The sequence below is a fragment of the Williamsia sp. R60 genome, from assembly GCF_054063855.1.
The window spans coordinates 166702-182550 of record NZ_JBSSGR010000003.1 but is presented as its reverse complement, the minus strand read 5'-3'; the positions used below and the strand labels follow the sequence as shown (position 1 = coordinate 182550).

Sequence of the window (15849 nt, the reverse complement as noted above, 5' to 3'; positions counted from 1 at the left end):
AGCGCGCTTGATCCTTGTCGCGATCGTCGGGGTGCTGACAACAGCCTGTGCCCCCGGGATGACCTTCGGTCCCGACTTCGTGTTGTTCACCCCGAAGACAGCCCCGGTGGTCGACCGCGCCGACTGCCTGACCCCGGACATCTACACGGGATTGACCGGCCTGGGGCCGTGGCCCTCGGCGGACATCGCGCCGGCGCCTGAGCTCGGTCACCCACCTGTCGACTTCGAACCGGTGTCCGTGGTGCGGTGTGAACGCGCGCAGAACCCGGCGGGCAACACAACAGTCGACGCCGTGTCGCTGGCCGGCGATGTTGCCGCGGTGGTGGAGGCGTTCTCGATCGAATCGAGGCGCTACCCCGACAACGTGTCGATCAGCTGCGCCATCAGTGTGGATCCGGCTGTTGGGCTGTGGCTGGTCGACGCCCGAGGTCGCGCAATCCGGCCGGCCTGGCCGTCGGTCCCGTGCAGTTTTCGGGAGGAGCCGCTTGATGCGCTCAGAGCGCTCCACGAAGTCGGACGGGAGTCGTTCGACACCGGGGTCCCGATCACGTTGCCTCGCAATTGCACCGAGCGGTTCAGCGGATCCATGGGAGGTGTCTACTCCGGCACGGCCGCGATAGAGAGAGAACGCCGAGCTTTGAACCTGTCCGCCCGCCCACTTCTCGCTGACCTGGCGCTGCCGATCGACGATGTCGGACCGCTCCAGGCCTGCCGGCACGGAGTGAATGAGCCGGCGCAGGGTGGCGGGTGGTACCTATGGCTGACGGCGCGGGAGAGTTCGAACGCGATTCGGTCCGTCCTGGGCGCGCCTATCGCGGCGCCCTGCAGTCTCACGGCGACTCGATTGGTGTCGATTCGATTGTCCAGGGCCGATGGCTCGGGTGGTGTGACCATGTCGGTCGAACTCGACGGCTGTCGCCGGGTCGGGCAGAACGCGGCACCGGAGGCATTGATCGAGATGCTGAGTCGCTAGACCGGCACCGAGCGGAAATGGCTGATCACACGGCCTTCGGCATACACGTGGAAGGCGAGCCCAGGAGGCTGGCCCTCGTTGATCACCTCGGCGCCTTCGAAGGGCAGGTTCAGCGTGGACGCCACCCCCGGCGCGAGGCACACCGGGCGCCCGGCGAAGGCGGTGACCGCACCGGTGTGCGCGTGGCCGCACATGAAGTTGACGATGTTGGGATGCTTGTCGACCAGGGCGATCAGTCGCTCTTCGCCGGTCTGCCGAATGGTGTCCATGAACGGCATCTGCAGCATGACCGGCGGGTGGTGGAAGGCGATGAACACCGGGACGTGTGGACCGGCCGAGGAGATCTCGGCATCCATCCACGCGATGGTCGCATCGTCGAGATATCCCTCGTTGCGTCCGGGAATCGAGCTGTCGCACACCAGGAACAGGCCGCCCGCGATGGTCCGGGAGTGATTGAGAGGCCGGTCGGTGATGTGGGTACCGAGGAGGCCGTGACTGAACTCGCCGCGGTCGTCGTGGTTGCCCGGACAGATGAGGATCGGCAAATCGCTGCGCAGGGTGGCGGCCGCTTCCTCGTACTGCGACTGCTTGCCGGTGTCGGTGATGTCGCCGGTGATCACGAGCGCGTCGATGCCCTCGGCACGTGCGTTGATGTAGTCGAGCACAGCGGTGATACGCCGGCGGGCACGGAGGGTCCCGTTGAAATGCAGATCACTCATGTGCGCGACGACGAGCACGTGGCCTCCTTCTGTGCGGCTGTGACGACCGATCTGGGGCGACCGATTCGGGCAGCCAGTACTTGGGGTACCCAATTCGGGGCGAACGAGCGAGGGGGGTCACGACGAGCGCCAGGCTAGACCGTAACGCGCCGCGAACAACCCGACGCGTTCAGCATCGGCCGATTGCCGGCGGGATGTGCTCGCCGGCCCGCCGTCACAGGTCCCCGGGCAGCTTGTCGCGGCGGATTCCGCGCCAAGACGGGTGACGCAGATGACCAGTGCTCGTCCAGTCCATGAATCTCACATCGGCCACCAGCTTCGGCAACACCCATACGGCGTCGGATTCGACGGGCCGATCGAGGCTGCCGATGAACGGCGAGGTCTTGCGGCGCAGGGGCTCGAGTTCCTCCATCAGGGACTCGAGCTGGCTGTCGGTGAAACCGGTGCCGACCCGACCTACGTAACGGAGACCGGTTGCCTCCGGTAGCCCCATCAGCAGTGACCCGATGCGTTGACTGCGGCCCCCTTTGCCGGGACGCCAGCCGCCGATCACCACCTCGATATCGGTCCAGTTCTTCTGTTTCCGCCACGTCTTCGTGCGGCGGCCCTGCTGATAGATGGAATCGCGGCGCTTGGCCACCACCCCTTCCCATCCCCGTTCACGGCTGAAGGCAACGGCATTGGAGCCGGGACCCTCGAGGAGCGGCGGCAGCTGCACCCGCGAATCCGACGAAAACGCCTGCGCGACTTCCTCGAGCAGCTTGCGCCGGTCCTCCCACTTGAGTTTGAGCAGCGACGAACCGTTGAGGTAGAGGATGTCGAAGAGCAAGAACTTGATGTCGAGGTCGTCGGTGGCCGCGCTGCGCCCGGCGAGCCGGGTGAAGTTGGTCCGGCCCTTCTCGTCGAACGCCACCACCTCGCCGTCGAGCACCACGTCGAGCAGTCCGAGATCGTCGGCGATGGGGTGGAGCTGGGGGAAGTCCTTGGTCATGTCGATGCCCGACCGCGACGTGAGCTGGAGCTTTCCTTCGATGTACCGCAACAGGATCCGGTAACCGTCCCACTTGCCCTCGAAAGCCCACTTGTCGTCGGTCAGTTCTTCGATGAGCTCGTCGGTGGCGAGCATCGGTCGTGGGTCGGCGAGGCTGTCGGGCACGATCGGCCGCGGCTCGTCGGACATCAGATGTGCCAACCAGTTCTTGTCACCGGTCTTGATCAGTGCATACCGGCCTTGAATCCGTTCGCCGTGCAGTCGGACGATGATCTCTTTGTCGCGCCACTTCTCGGTCTCGTAGGTGCCGCGGTCCCAGATCTCGACATGCCCGCCTCCGTATTCTCCGGCGGGGATGTCGCCTGCGAAGTCGGCGTAGTCGATCGGGTGGTCCTCGGTCTGCACGGCGAGCCGATTCTGGTCACCGTCGAGCGGCAGGTTCTTGGGCACAGCCCACGACACGAGCACACCGCCGCGTTCGAGCCGGAAGTCGTAGTGCAGGCGGCGGGCGTGGTGCTCCTGGATCACGAAGATGGGCCCGGCGGCCTGCTCGTCTTCGGATCGGCTGTCGCCGAACGGCTCCGGCGTCTTTCGCTCGTCGCGCTTGCGCCGGTACTCCCCGAGGTCGACCACCGGCGGAGATGCCGCGGCCCGGCCGGGCGCGGGCTTCTCGGCCTTTTCTGGGTTTGCCGCGGCCTCGCCGTCACCGGATTCTGCCTCGAGTCCGATCAGCAGGTCGCCGAATTGTTCGAGCCTGTCCGGCATCTCGTCGAACGGGATGTGCCGGATGTCCTTGTCGGCCAGCTCATCCCAGTGTCGGGGAGCGGCGACCCAGGGTTCCTCGCGGCCACGCATCGAGTAGGGCGCCAGCGTGGTCTTGGAGGCACTGTTCTGGCTCCAGTCGACGAATACCTTGCCGCCGCGCACCGATTTGGTCATCTGGGCAGTCACCAGATCGGGGGTCTCGTTCTGCAACTGGGTGCCGATCTGTCTGGCGACCTTGCGTGCGGAATCCGACGAGATGGCCTTGTCGAGCCGGAAATAGATGTGGATTCCCTTGGAGCCGCTGGTCACCGGAAAGCACGGCAGCCCGATGCCGTCGAGCATCTCCTTGATGCGCAGCGCCACCTTTGCGCACTGGAACAACGTGACGTCCGGCCCGGGATCGAGATCGAGCACCACTCGATCGGTCATGCGATCGACTTTGTACGGGACGTCGGCCTGGCCCGGCGGCAGCGTCCACTGCGGCACGTGCAGTTCCAACGCGGCTTGCTGTGCGAGCCAGACCAACTCGGCGCGCGAGGTCAGCACCGGGTAGACCACCTTGCGGTCGCTGTGGTCCAGACGGACCCGGCCGAGCCATTCCGGAGCGTGGTCGGGCAGGTTCTTCTCGAAGAACGGGGTCGAGTTCACACCGTCCGGCCACCTCTTGCGGGTCACCGGCCGGTCACGGATGTGCGGCAACATCATCGAGCTGATGTCGCTGTAGTACTCGATGACCTGCGCCTTGACGGTCCCGGTTGCCGGGTAGATCACCTTGTCGAGGTGGGTGACGGCGATCTTGTGACCGTCGACCTCGAGTGTGTTGCGGCTGGCCATGGTTCGGACTTTCCTGGTGGAGGGGGCTGCGTCTTGTGCGAGATACCTGCACAATGACGATATGCGCTCGATCTGGAAAGGCGATCTCAGCTTTGGCTTGGTCAACGTACCGGTCAAGGTCTATTCAGCGACCGAGAGTCACGATCGCAAATCCCACCAGGTCGACTCGAACGACGGCACCCGAATCCGCTATCGAAAGGTCCGAGAGGGCACCGACGAAGAAGTCGAGTTCTCGCAGATCGCGAACGCGTACGAGAGTGACACCGGTCAGACCGTGGTGCTGACCAAAGACGATCTGGCCGAGCTGCCCGTCCAGCGCAGTCCGGAGATCTCGATCACCGACTTCGTCCCAGTTGATCAGGTCGACCCGATCTACTTCGACAAGCCCTACTACCTGGAGCCGGCCAGCAAGTCGCCGAAAGCGTATGCGCTGATGCGCGAGGCTCTCAAAGACACAGACCGGTTGGCCATCGCCACCTTCACTCTCCGTAACCGCACCCGGTTGGCGGCACTACGAGTGGTCGGAAATGTACTGACCCTCCAGACGTTGCTCTGGCCGGACGAAGTCCGCGAGGCGGCATTCCCGTCGCTCGACGAGTCACCCGACCTCAAGCCGCAGGAACTCAAGATGGCGGCCTCGCTCATCGAGTCGATGTCGGCGGACTTCGACCCGAGCCAGTACGAGGACACCTATCAGAACGAGTTGAGCAAGCTGATCGAAGCCAAGGCCGAGGGCACCGAAGCGTTCACCGCACCCGAGAAGGCGGAGGACGAAGACGACGACTCCGAGGTGGCCGACCTGCTCGCTGCGCTGCGGGCATCGGTGAAGAACCGCACCGGCTCGGCCGACGACTCCGACGACTCCGACGGCAGCGAGGACTCCGATTCGGGCAAGACGCCCGCGAAGAAGACGGTCGCGAAGAAGGCGCCTGCCAAGAAGGCTCCGGCCAAGAAGGCTGCGGCAAAATCAACCGCTGCCAAGAAAGCCCCGGCAAAACGTAAGGCCGGCTGACCCGAAGCCGCGTTTGACCTGCGGTCATACCGAATATCATCCGTGAGGCCGATGGCCGTGGCTCGGTCCTCTGGCAATCTGGACAGATCGAACAGCAACAGAAACAAGAAGCCGGTGGCGCAGTGAGCGAACCGATGAGCGCCAGAGCCCGTCGGCGCGTCACCGCCATCGAGATCGCCGAGGCAGCGGCCCTCGCAGACGTCGCGGCGGCGATCTGTGTATTGAGCCGATTCCTACCCATCGGGGGCGCGGCCTCATTGGTCGCATCCGTCCCGTTCGCGATCCTTGCCGGGCGTCGGCGACTGCGGGTGAGTCTGCTCGGCGCGCTCACCGGGTACATCGTGGCGTTCTTGTTCGGTGGGTTCTCCGCCGCGAACCTGGTCGGAAGTGCGGCGATCTTCGGCACGCTCTCGGGAATCGCGTTGCGTCGTGGCTGGAACGCTCCGCGGGTCACCCTCACCGCACTGTTCGCGATCGCGGTGCCGTCGGCGGCTGTCGCGACCGGTCTTCTGGCGCTGTTCACCGACTACCGCGAGTTCATGATCAAACAGATCGACAACGGGTGGCGGGGCACCAAGCGATTGATGGACAACGCGGGCTTCGATCAGTTCACGTCCGTGGTCGACCCGGCGGTCAACTGGTGTCTCGACTACTGGTGGATCGCGATCCCCGCGTCCGGAATCGCGGGTGTCACGTTCTCCGCTCTGACCGTGTTCCTCCTTCATCGCCGTCCGGTCCCGCCGATGATCGCCCGACTGGGCACACCGCACACCGACGAACGACGTCCCGACGCCGGCCCCGTCGGCCCCTTGCCCGTGCGTCTGGACAACGTCGCCGTCACCTACCCGGGTGCCACGGAGCCGGTCATCGCGGATGTGTCGATGACCCTCGCGGCCGGGGAACTGGTGGCGGTGACGGGGCCCAATGGAGTCGGCAAGTCGACTCTCGCGAAAGTGGTCGCCGGACGTGATCCCACCGCAGGCACCGTCAGCCGGCCGGGGGCGGTCGGACTGGGTCGTCCGGGTGGCACCGCGGTGATCAGCCAGCGGCCCGAGACCCAGGTGTTGGGCATGGTGGTGGCCGATGACCTGGCGTGGGGCAATCCCGGGCTCACCGAAACCCAGATGGAGGCGTTGCTCGATCAAGTCGGTCTGGGCGGGATGCTGTACCGCGAGACCGGGACGCTGTCGGGTGGTCAGCTGCAGCGTCTTGCGATAGCGGCGGCGCTGTCCCGACATCCTGCTGTGCTCATCAGTGATGAATCCACGGCGATGATCGACCAGGAGGGTCGCGCGGCGGTCAACGGGATCTTCCGATCGCTCGCCGACCACGGTGAGACCGCCGTCCTCCAGATCACCCACGACACCGACGAATCGGCCGTCGCCGACCGGGAGATCGCGCTGGATTCCCGGCATTCGTCGGTGTCCACCAAGCTGCGGACCACCACCGGCGCCGGCCGCGCGATCCGCGGCGCTCAGGTCAGCCTGGTCGACGTCGGGTACGCCCACGACGCCGGGACGCCCTGGCACAACCAGATCTTCAGCGGGTTGAACCTGCACTTCGAGCCGGGCTCGGCCGTGCTGCTCACCGGCCCCAACGGAGCCGGCAAATCCACCCTCGCAAGGGTGATGACCGGGCTGCAGCAGCCCACCTCGGGCCGGGTGCTGGTCGACGGGATGCCGGTGCAGAACGGTCGGCAACACGCGTTGCTCGGGTTCCAGTATTCGCGCCTGCAGATCGTTCGGTCCCGCGCCCGCGCGGACGTCAAAGATGCCGCGGGTGTCGACGACACCGCGGCCAACGCGGCGCTGCTCGAGCTCGGCCTCAACTCCGCAGTCATCGGTGATGCGCTGGTGGACGAGCTGTCGGTGGGTCAGCAACGCCGCGTTGCCCTGGCCGGGCTACTCGCCTGCAAGCCGCGACTGCTGGTTCTCGACGAGCCGCTCGCCGGTCTGGATGCCCCGGCCCGCGCCGCGATGGTCACCGCGCTGCAGCGGGTGAAGGCGTCGGGCACCACACTCGTGGTGATCTCGCATGATGTCGGTGAGCTCGACGAGCTCGTCGACAGGACAATTGTCGTCGACGAGGGCACCGTCGACGGGCAGCCGGTCACGCCGGCCCCGCCGCCGTCGAGTCTGAAATCCACTGCGAACCTGGCCAGCGTGGTGCGCACGCTGCCCCACGCCTCACCCGCGCGCAAATGGTGGGTGGGAACAAAACTCGTGGTGTTGGCGGCGATCGCGCTGATGTTCGCACTCGAACCCACCTGGCTCAGTGTTGCCGTCGGCGCCACGATCGCCGCAGGCTGGACCGTGCTGGGCAAGGTCCCACGCGCTGCCGTTCCCCGACTGCCACTCTGGCTTGTCGGGATCACACTCTTCGGCGGGTTCATCACCGCCCTCGGTGGCGACGAGCCGTACGTCACCGTCGGCGGGGTGGAGTTCGGGCTGGGCGGTGCCGCGTACTGGGGAATCCTCATCTGCATGACGGTCATCTCGCTGTACAGCGCGTTGCTGTTCTGCTGGACCACCCCAATGGTCGAGATACCTGCGTTTGCTCAGCGGCTGGTCGGGTGGGCAGCGCGACTGGGTATCCCCGCGCAGTCGGCCGCGGTGTCGGTGGCCCTTGCCCTGCGGTTGTGTCCCTTCCTGATCAGTGACTTCCGCACCCTGCTGCAGACCATCGCCCAGCGCAGATCCGACAAAGAGCAGACGGCGCGGGAGAGGATCAACGGGTGGGCGGCCTGTCTGCCGATCGTCTGTTCACTTGCCTGCCAGAACGGACGCGAGCTCGCGGCCGCCATCGAAGCCCGAGGTGGCGTGGGATCGGTGTCCCGATCTGACCGGAGTCCGAGATTTATGGACCTCCTCGTGCTTATCGTGGTCCTCGGGTCGGTAGGCGCGGTCGTCGCGCTGGGATGAGCCCCCGCGGCCACGGCCGCGCGCGGGCAGACGGCCCGGTGCCGCGACAAGTGGAGGTCTGCGCAGTGATTGACGATCAACGGCAAGAGCACATCCGAGGGCAAGAGCACCCGGAAGTGCCCGACGTCTCTGACACCGACATCCCCTACACCGACGTCGTCATCATCGGTGCGGGGTTGTCAGGGATCGGCGCGGCCTACCGGATCGCCGAGAAGAACCCATCTCTCACCTACACGCTGCTCGAGCGCCGTTCCAGGATTGGCGGCACCTGGGACCTGTTCCGGTACCCCGGAATCCGCTCGGACAGCGACATCTTCACCCTCAGCTTTCCGTATGAGCCCTGGACGCGTGAGGAGTCGGTGGCCGACGGCGACCACATCCGCGACTACATCACCGCCACCGCACACAAGTACGGCATCGACCGGCACATCCGATTCGACACCAGAGTCCGGTCGGCCGATTGGGATTCGTCCACCGACACCTGGACCGTGCATGCCGAGCACAACGGCACCGAGACCACGTTCCGGTGCCGGTTTCTGTTCTTCGGAACCGGCTATTACAACTACGACGAGGGCTACACACCTGAGTTCGAGGGTCTGGAGAACTTCGCCGGCCAGGTGATCCATCCTCAGTTCTGGCCCGAGGACCTCGACGTCACCGGCAAGAAGGTGGTGGTGATCGGCAGCGGGGCGACGGCGATCACGCTGATCCCGGCCCTTGCCGAGGCCGCGGACTCGGTGACGATGCTCCAGCGGACCCCCACCTACATCATCTCGATGCCGAAGGTGGAGCCGCTGGCCAATGTGATCCGAAAGGTGCTGCCACGCAAGATCGCCCACAACGTGGTGCGGTGGCGCAACGTTCTGCTGAACTCCTTCATCTATCTCGTCGCACGCAAGTCGCCCGGCGTCGCGAAGCGGTTCCTGCGCAACATCGCCGTCCGTAACCTCCCCGAGGGTTACGACGTCGACACCCATTTCAAACCCTCTTATCAGCCGTGGGATCAACGGATGTGTCTGGCGCCGGGCGCTGATCTGTACAAGGCCATCGCCGAGGGCAAGGCATCCGTGGTCACCGACCACATCGAGACGTTCGATTCCGATGGGATCCGGCTCCGGTCAGGGGAGCACCTGGACGCCGACATCATCGTCACGGCCACCGGACTGCAACTGCAAGCGCTCGGCGGGATCGCCGTCAGCGTCGACGGGGAGGACGTCAAGCCGAGTGATCGGTTTGTCTACAAGGGCCACATGCTCGAAGACGTGCCGAACATGTCCTGGTGTGTGGGCTATACCAACGCATCGTGGACGCTGCGCGCCGACATGACAGCGCAATCGGTCGCAAAGTTGCTGTCGCACATGACGTCCCACGGTTACACCCACGCTTACCCGCATCTCGGCGACGAGGTGCTCACCGAGAAGTTCGCGTGGGACATCAAGGCGGGTTACGTCCTGCGATCGCCACATGCGCTGCCGAAGTCGGGCACCAGACGTCCGTGGAACGTGCGGCAGAACTTCCTCCTCGATTCCCTCGATCACCGGTTCGATCGCATCGGCGAATCGATGATCTTCGGCCGGGCCATCACTCCCGCCACCGCACCGACGGTCTCCGAGTCGTCTGTGCGGTGATTGAATCGGTGCGGTGAGCACATCGGACACAGAAGCGACAGCTGACGAGCCGAGGCCTCCGGGCCGGCCTCGCGACGGTTCGATCGACGACCGGATAGTCGCGGTGACCCGCGAAATGCTCCTCGATGTCGGGTGGGAGGGGCTGAGCCTGCGTGCTGTCGCGGCAAAGGCCGGCGTCGGGCGGGCGAGTCTGCGTCGCCGGTGGCGTACCAAGGCCGAACTGGTGTTGCATGCGATCCTCGGGCCCGAGCCCGACATGTCGCGGTTCGACGGATCCGACCGGGTGCAGTGGATCACCGAGACGGTCAACGGAAGTCACGAATTGTTCGCCACCCCGGAGGTACGGGCCGCGGTCCCCGGATTGCTTCAGGCGCTGCGGGAGAACGATGACCTACGCCGGCGCCTGTGGTCGGACTTCAGTGGGCCGCCCGCATCGCTGTTCGCTGCCGACCCGGAGTCGACCAAGTCTGCCGATCCCGATGTCGATGCCCGCGCCATCTTGGCCCTCGCCGCGGGGTCGGCGCTGTTCCTGAGCGCGGTCGCCACCGACGACGACTCCGATGTCCTGCGGCGCAGGATCATCGAAATCCTCACGGCCGCATTGTGATGCATGTTCTTCACCTGCTCAGATCACTTCGGTGAAGCGGTGGTGAAGGTTTCGAGGATCGCGGTCTCCGCCGAGCGCCAGGTCAGGGCGAGTTCGGTGCGGGTCAACGAGTCGTCCGTCGGGGTGGCTGCGGTCAGCAACTGTGCGGCCTCGTAACTCAGTCCGCCGATCGGAACAATCCCGGCCACGGTGTCGGCGATCCGGCCCAGCGTACGGAACACGCTGCCCGGCAATGGTATCCGGACGAATCGGCGTCCGGTTCCGCGTTCGAGCAGATCGATCATGCGCGCGAACGTCAGCATCTGACCGCCCAGAATGTACCGACGCGGACCGCGTCCAGGCGTCATCATCACCACGTGTGCGTCGGCCACATCGCGAACGTCGATCATCTGCATACCCCCGTCGACCACCGGCGCGATCCTCGAACGGACGATGGGCGCCCAGCCACGCTCGGTCACACCCGCGGCCGTCTGCAGCGCCGGCCCGACAACGCTTGCCGGGTACGTCACCACCACAGGCGCGCCCGATTGCTGAAGTTCCCGAGCCACCCGGTCGGCATATGCCTTGGTCTGCCCGTAGGCGCTGCGGGCGGTGGCGGTGGGACTGTCCGGTCCGATCACTGGGTCGGGGGAGGGAAACAGTGCGGCATAACTGCTCACCAGGACCACTGGATCGAGGCCGGCGTCCACCGCCGTCCGCAAGATCGCCTCGGTTGCGTGAGCGTTGATCTGCCACATCAGGTCGGCCTGCCGGTCGTCGGTGCCGACAACGCCGGCTGCATGGATCAGGGCGTCGCAGCCGTCGAGCAGGCTCTTCACAACCGATGCATCCCGCACGTCACCCGTCAGAACGCTGGCACGTCCCGACGGTGCCAACCGGGCGACGAGGGACGGATCCTCGTGCGGTGCCACCATTACTCGGAGGTCGAAGCCCGCGCGGTCGAGACCGTGGAGGATGTGTGCACCGACGTACCCGGTGCCGCCCGTGATCGCTACCCGCATGCCGGCCCGGTCAGAAGGTCTTGTGGGGGACGCCGGCGAGCAGTCCGCCTTCGACAACGAACTCGCCACCGGTGGTGTACGACGATTCGTCACTGGCGAGGAACAGCACCATTGCGGAAACCTCTTCGGGGTCGCCGCCACGTCCGAGCGGGATGGTGAGGAAGTCCTCGGGGATCGCCTCGGTCATCGGCGTCCGGATGAATCCGGGATGGATCGAGTTGACCCGCACGTTCTTGGGCGCGAGCTCCAGCGCCACGGACTTGGTCAATCCGCGGACCGCGAACTTGGTCGCGGTGTAGCCGTGCAGCCCTGGGCTGCCGCGGAAACCCTCCACCGACGACACGTTGATGATCGATGCGGGTGCTGAGTCGGCCAGGGCGTTCGCTGCCGCCTTGATACCGAGGAAGGTGCCGGTCAGGTTGACGTCGAGGATGGCCTGCCAGTCGGCCAACGAGAAGTCGGCGATCAGGTTGCCGTTCACCATCCCGGCGTTGTTGATGAGCACGGACAGGCTGCCGAAGGTGTCGAGGGTGGTCTTCACGGCCTCGTGCCAGCTGTCTTCCTGGGTGACGTCGAGGTGGACGTACACAGCGTGGTCGCCGAGTTCGTCGGCGAGTTGCCGCCCGGGCTCGTCCAGGATGTCGCCGATCACCACGCGGGCGCCCTCGGCCACCAACGCCTTGGCGTGGGATGCGCCCATGCCGCGGGCGCCGCCGCTGATCAGAGCCACCTTGCCTGCTACTCGGTCCATGATTTTCCTCCCCATCGAATCAATTCGGTACCATTGGTACCATAATTATCGACCAGGCGGGTTCTGAATGCGAGCAGGTCAAAACGGTAGTTAGGCGCCGTAAGGTTATCGAATTGTGATCTGAATCTCTGCATCGTTTACCTGCAACCCTCACGGGTACGCCTTTCCTCGACAGCTCTATCGACCAGAGAGTCCAACCGAAGGAGAGATATGAGCACCACATCGACAACGCTGCGCCAGCAGTTGCGCACCATTTTGACCCTGACCAACACCGAGATCCAGATCGCCGAGACGCGTACCGCGCAGGCACGGACCGAGGCAGTTCGTCGCGAGCTCACCGAGAACGCCGAGAACGGCCGACTCCGGGCACAGGCCATCGAAGAAGCGATCCGCGACCTGGGCGGTCTGCCCGACGTGATCCGGCCCATCGCCGGCCGTCTGTCCGCGTCCGTGAAGGCCCTTGCCGAGCAGGCGCAGCCGCTCGACGAGGCACTGCTGGGTGACCTCGCGCTCGAGCACCAGTTGCTCGACCGGGCACGCTACGTGAAGGCACTGGCCACAGCTGAGAACGAGACCACCGTGGTCACCCTGTCCGAGCAGCTGATCAACGCGCACGAGTCGACAGTCGTCTGGCTCACCACCCTGCTCGCCGAGGAAGCCATCGGCGGACCGGTTGCGCTGCGTCGCGGACCGTTGCAGGCCGCCAGCGGAGCTGCTCTTCGCGCCGCCAGCATCCCGGCCACGCTCACCGCACGCGGCGTCGACCGCGCAGTCGACGCGATCCGTAACGCCCCGGCGCAGGTCAGCGCATTGTTCGACCGCACCGAAGAGGCCGGAGAAGCCGCGCTTGGCCGGGCCGCCAAGGCGGGGCAAGATGCACTCGCCCGCACCTCGCGCGCTGGAGACACCGCACGCAAGACTGCCAGCGCGAGCCGGGACGCGGCTCTGGAAGCGGCAGAGCAGACTGCTCGGGCCAACGGCGCGAACGACGCCGCGGACCGGCTGCACGCGGCCCGCGAAGGCACTGGCACCATCGACCCCGCCGATCTCCCGATCGATGACTACGAGTCGCTCAACGTGAGCTCGGTTGTCGCGGCGATCAAGGAGTTGGAGAAGCCGTCGGACGTCCGTCTGGTGATCGCATACGAGGAAGCGCACAAGAACCGCCACGGAGTGGTCTCGGCAGCACAGACCCGTATCGCGGCCATCGCGCAAGAAGTCGTCGGCGTGAAGTGACCTGACCTCACGTTCTCGCCGAGAACAAGCCCGCCACCACCGTGACCCGGTGGTGGCGGGTTCTTTTTGTGCCCAAGGTGCCCGGAGCATGCCGACGGAAATCGGCTGGCATGTGCGTCGCCGGATCGGGCACAGTTGACCGGTGACCACACCGACGTCGCTGCCCCGTGCGCTGAAGCCGTTCCGGCATCAGCAGTACCGGTTGCTGTGCATGGGCCTGGTGCTGGCGATGTTCGCCGACGGCATCTGGACGGTCGGCGTGGTGTGGCAGGTCATCGACCTCGGCGGCGGCCCAGGGCAGCTGTCGTTGGTCACCGCCGTGGCTGCGGTCGGCATGGTGGCCTCGACGTTGCTCGGGGGAGTGCTGGCCGACCGGATGTCGCAACGCACCATCCTGATCGCCCTCGAGGTCGTGAAACTGATCGTGATCGGCCTCGTGGGCGTGCTCGGCTTCACCGGCACGCTGCAGATGTGGCAGTTGCCGCTGGTCTCGCTCATCGGCGGGATCACGACGGGCATCTACTACCCGACCTATTCGGCACTGCTGCCGTCTTTGGTGCCGCGCGAGGAGCTCATGGCGGCCAACGGCATCGAGGGTACGTTGCGTCCCACGATCTTTCAGGCAGCAGGCCCGGCAGTGGCCGGCGGTCTGATCGCGCTGTCGTCGCCGGCCCTCGCGATCACCGCGTCCGCGGTCGCCTCGGCATTGTCGGCGGTGTTCTACCTCCTGATGCGGCCGACGCCGGCCAGGCAAGAGCCCAGGCCGCGCGCAGAACTGGTCCGCGGAACGGTCACCGACATCGCCGAGGGATTTGTGTACATGTGGCGTACCCCTTGGCTTTTGGCGACGCTGCTGTTCGCCTTGCTGATGGTGTTGATGGTGATGGGGCCGCTGGAGGTGCTGGTGCCGTTCGCGGTCAAGGAACGCGCCGGCGGCGATGCGGGTTCACACGCAATGGTGTTGGCGGCGTTCGGAATCGGGGGAGCGGTCGGCTCCCTGGTGATGGCGTCCATGCCGATGCCGCGCCGGTATCTGACGGTGATGTTCGTGGTCTGGGGTCTGTCGTCGTTGCCGTTGGTCGTGATGGGCATGGCCACCGAGGTGTGGGTGTTCGTTCTTGCGGGCCTGGTGCTCGGTTTCGCGTTCGACGGCCCCATGGTCATCTGGGGCACCCTGCTACAGCGCCGGGTCCCGCCGCACATGCTGGGACGGGTCTCGAGTCTCGACTTCTTCGTGTCCATCGCGCTGATGCCCGTGTCGATGGCGATCGCGGCACCGGTGAGTGAATGGATCGGCCTGACAACCACTTTTGTCATCGCGGGCATCGCTCCCGTTCCCGTGGCCGCCGTCGCGTTCTTCGTCGCCCGCCTGCAACACGACGAGATCGCGCATCCCCTGCGCGACGGGCCGGCGACTGTCGAGGTGGTCACCACGGCCGAAGCAATCCCCGCCGTGGAGGTGAAGGCAGGCGTGTCAGATCAGGAACTGCTTCGCGCCGGCCACGACGAGTTCGGTGAGGTCGTTGACGATCGGTGACTCCAGTTTCCAGTACTGCCAGTACAACTGGATGTCGACGTGGTGATTGCCCAGGGTGCGAACCGTTCCCGCCGCCAGCGCCGGGGTGATCTGCGCTGCGGGGACCGCTCCCCATCCGGCCCCGAGTTCGACGGCTCGGTGGTATTCCACCGATGCGGGGACATAGGTGATCGGGGGGTCGACGTGACGTCGGGTCAATCGGTTGAGCAGGTCCGTCTGAATGGTGTCCTTGCGGTCGAACGCGACCATCGGCGCACGCGCCAGGTCTGCCGCGCGCAGCCCGTCTGGAAGCCATGTGTCGATGAAGTCGGTGCTGGCCACCGGGAGATAACGCATGGCGCCGAGAGCAATCGCGGCGCAGCCGCGCACGGGGATGGGGTCGGAGGTCACCGCCCCCACCGCTTGTCCCGACCGCAGGAATCCGGTGGAGTGACTCTCGTCGTCCCTGAGCACCTCCACCGCGACGGGATGGCGCCGCTGTATCTCGGCAACCACCGGTAGCAGCCAGATCGAGATCGAGTCCGCGTTCGCGGCAACCGGCAGATGCATGCGGGGGACATCTCGGGGGTCGGCCGCGAGCGCCTCGGGATGGCCGAGCAGAGCGGACTCGGCTTCGCGCCAGAGAAGGTCCCACTGCGCCGCGAGTCGCAGCAGAACCTCACCGTCCGGGGTGGCGCGTGCCGGTTTGGTGCGTTGCACCAGGACCCGCCCGACCGACGCCTCCAGGGCTTTCATCCGCTGGCTCACCGCGGACGGTGTGACGTGCAGAGCGTCGGCCGCAGCGTCGAACGTGCCCCCTTGGACCACAGCTGCGAGCGTGCGCAGCCCTTCGCTTGTGATGTCCACTTAAGTCAGTCTAATGCTCCATGAAAAT

12 protein-coding genes are annotated in these 15849 nt (G+C 65.8%); 7 read left to right on the top strand and 5 right to left on the bottom strand.

Annotated features, from left to right (window positions below):
- Positions 1 to 7 precede the first annotated feature (7 nt).
- Positions 8 to 973, top strand: a complete 966-nt coding sequence (locus tag ACVWY6_RS14140; protein ID WP_457538845.1) for a hypothetical protein — start codon at positions 8 to 10, stop codon at positions 971 to 973.
- On the opposite strand, the gene ACVWY6_RS14135 is transcribed toward ACVWY6_RS14140, so the two are convergent.
- Together ACVWY6_RS14135 and ACVWY6_RS14130 are read right to left on the bottom strand one after the other, a co-directional pair.
- Positions 970 to 1710 carry a metallophosphoesterase gene (locus tag ACVWY6_RS14135; RefSeq protein WP_457538843.1) on the bottom strand — a complete coding sequence of 247 codons (741 nt, stop codon included), beginning with the start codon at positions 1708 to 1710 and terminating at the stop codon, positions 970 to 972. The genes ACVWY6_RS14140 and ACVWY6_RS14135 overlap by 4 nt on opposite strands.
- A gap of 196 nt (positions 1711 to 1906) precedes the next feature.
- Complete coding sequence (locus tag ACVWY6_RS14130; RefSeq protein WP_457538842.1) at positions 1907 to 4282, bottom strand: ATP-dependent DNA ligase; 2376 nt, start codon at positions 4280 to 4282, stop codon at positions 1907 to 1909.
- A gap of 61 nt (positions 4283 to 4343) precedes the next feature.
- Between ACVWY6_RS14130 and ku the strand changes: the two genes are divergently transcribed.
- From ku to ACVWY6_RS14110, 4 genes are all read left to right on the top strand, one after another.
- Positions 4344 to 5294: a non-homologous end joining protein Ku gene (gene ku / locus ACVWY6_RS14125; RefSeq protein WP_457538840.1), complete on the top strand. Its 951-nt coding sequence runs from the start codon at positions 4344 to 4346 to the stop codon at positions 5292 to 5294.
- A gap of 134 nt (positions 5295 to 5428) precedes the next feature.
- The gene (locus ACVWY6_RS14120) at positions 5429 to 8215 is read left to right on the top strand and encodes a DUF2232 domain-containing protein (protein ID WP_457538839.1); all 2787 of its coding nucleotides are present in this window, start codon (positions 5429 to 5431) and stop codon (positions 8213 to 8215) included.
- A gap of 116 nt (positions 8216 to 8331) precedes the next feature.
- Positions 8332 to 9843, top strand: a complete 1512-nt coding sequence (locus ACVWY6_RS14115) for a flavin-containing monooxygenase (protein WP_457540149.1) — start codon at positions 8332 to 8334, stop codon at positions 9841 to 9843.
- A 13-nt stretch (positions 9844 to 9856) separates the two neighbouring features.
- The gene (locus tag ACVWY6_RS14110; RefSeq protein WP_062796660.1) at positions 9857 to 10450 is read left to right on the top strand and encodes a TetR/AcrR family transcriptional regulator; all 594 of its coding nucleotides are present in this window, start codon (positions 9857 to 9859) and stop codon (positions 10448 to 10450) included.
- A gap of 23 nt (positions 10451 to 10473) precedes the next feature.
- Here the strand turns inward: ACVWY6_RS14110 and ACVWY6_RS14105 are convergent, their stop codons facing one another.
- The gene (locus ACVWY6_RS14105) at positions 10474 to 11451 is read right to left on the bottom strand and encodes an NAD-dependent epimerase/dehydratase family protein (protein ID WP_457538837.1); all 978 of its coding nucleotides are present in this window, start codon (positions 11449 to 11451) and stop codon (positions 10474 to 10476) included.
- A gap of 10 nt (positions 11452 to 11461) precedes the next feature.
- The gene (locus tag ACVWY6_RS14100; protein ID WP_317712355.1) at positions 11462 to 12202 is read right to left on the bottom strand and encodes a glucose 1-dehydrogenase; all 741 of its coding nucleotides are present in this window, start codon (positions 12200 to 12202) and stop codon (positions 11462 to 11464) included.
- Positions 12203 to 12412: 210 nt separating this feature from the next.
- Between ACVWY6_RS14100 and ACVWY6_RS14095 the strand changes: the two genes are divergently transcribed.
- Positions 12413 to 13438, top strand: coding sequence for a hypothetical protein (locus tag ACVWY6_RS14095; protein WP_062796666.1), 1026 nt, complete (start codon positions 12413 to 12415; stop codon positions 13436 to 13438).
- A gap of 142 nt (positions 13439 to 13580) precedes the next feature.
- Positions 13581 to 14975: an MFS transporter gene (locus ACVWY6_RS14090; protein ID WP_457538835.1), complete on the top strand. Its 1395-nt coding sequence runs from the start codon at positions 13581 to 13583 to the stop codon at positions 14973 to 14975.
- Here the strand turns inward: ACVWY6_RS14090 and ACVWY6_RS14085 are convergent.
- Positions 14913 to 15821, bottom strand: a complete 909-nt coding sequence (locus tag ACVWY6_RS14085; RefSeq protein WP_457538833.1) for a LysR family transcriptional regulator ArgP — start codon at positions 15819 to 15821, stop codon at positions 14913 to 14915. The genes ACVWY6_RS14090 and ACVWY6_RS14085 overlap by 63 nt on opposite strands.
- Positions 15822 to 15849 lie beyond the last annotated feature (28 nt).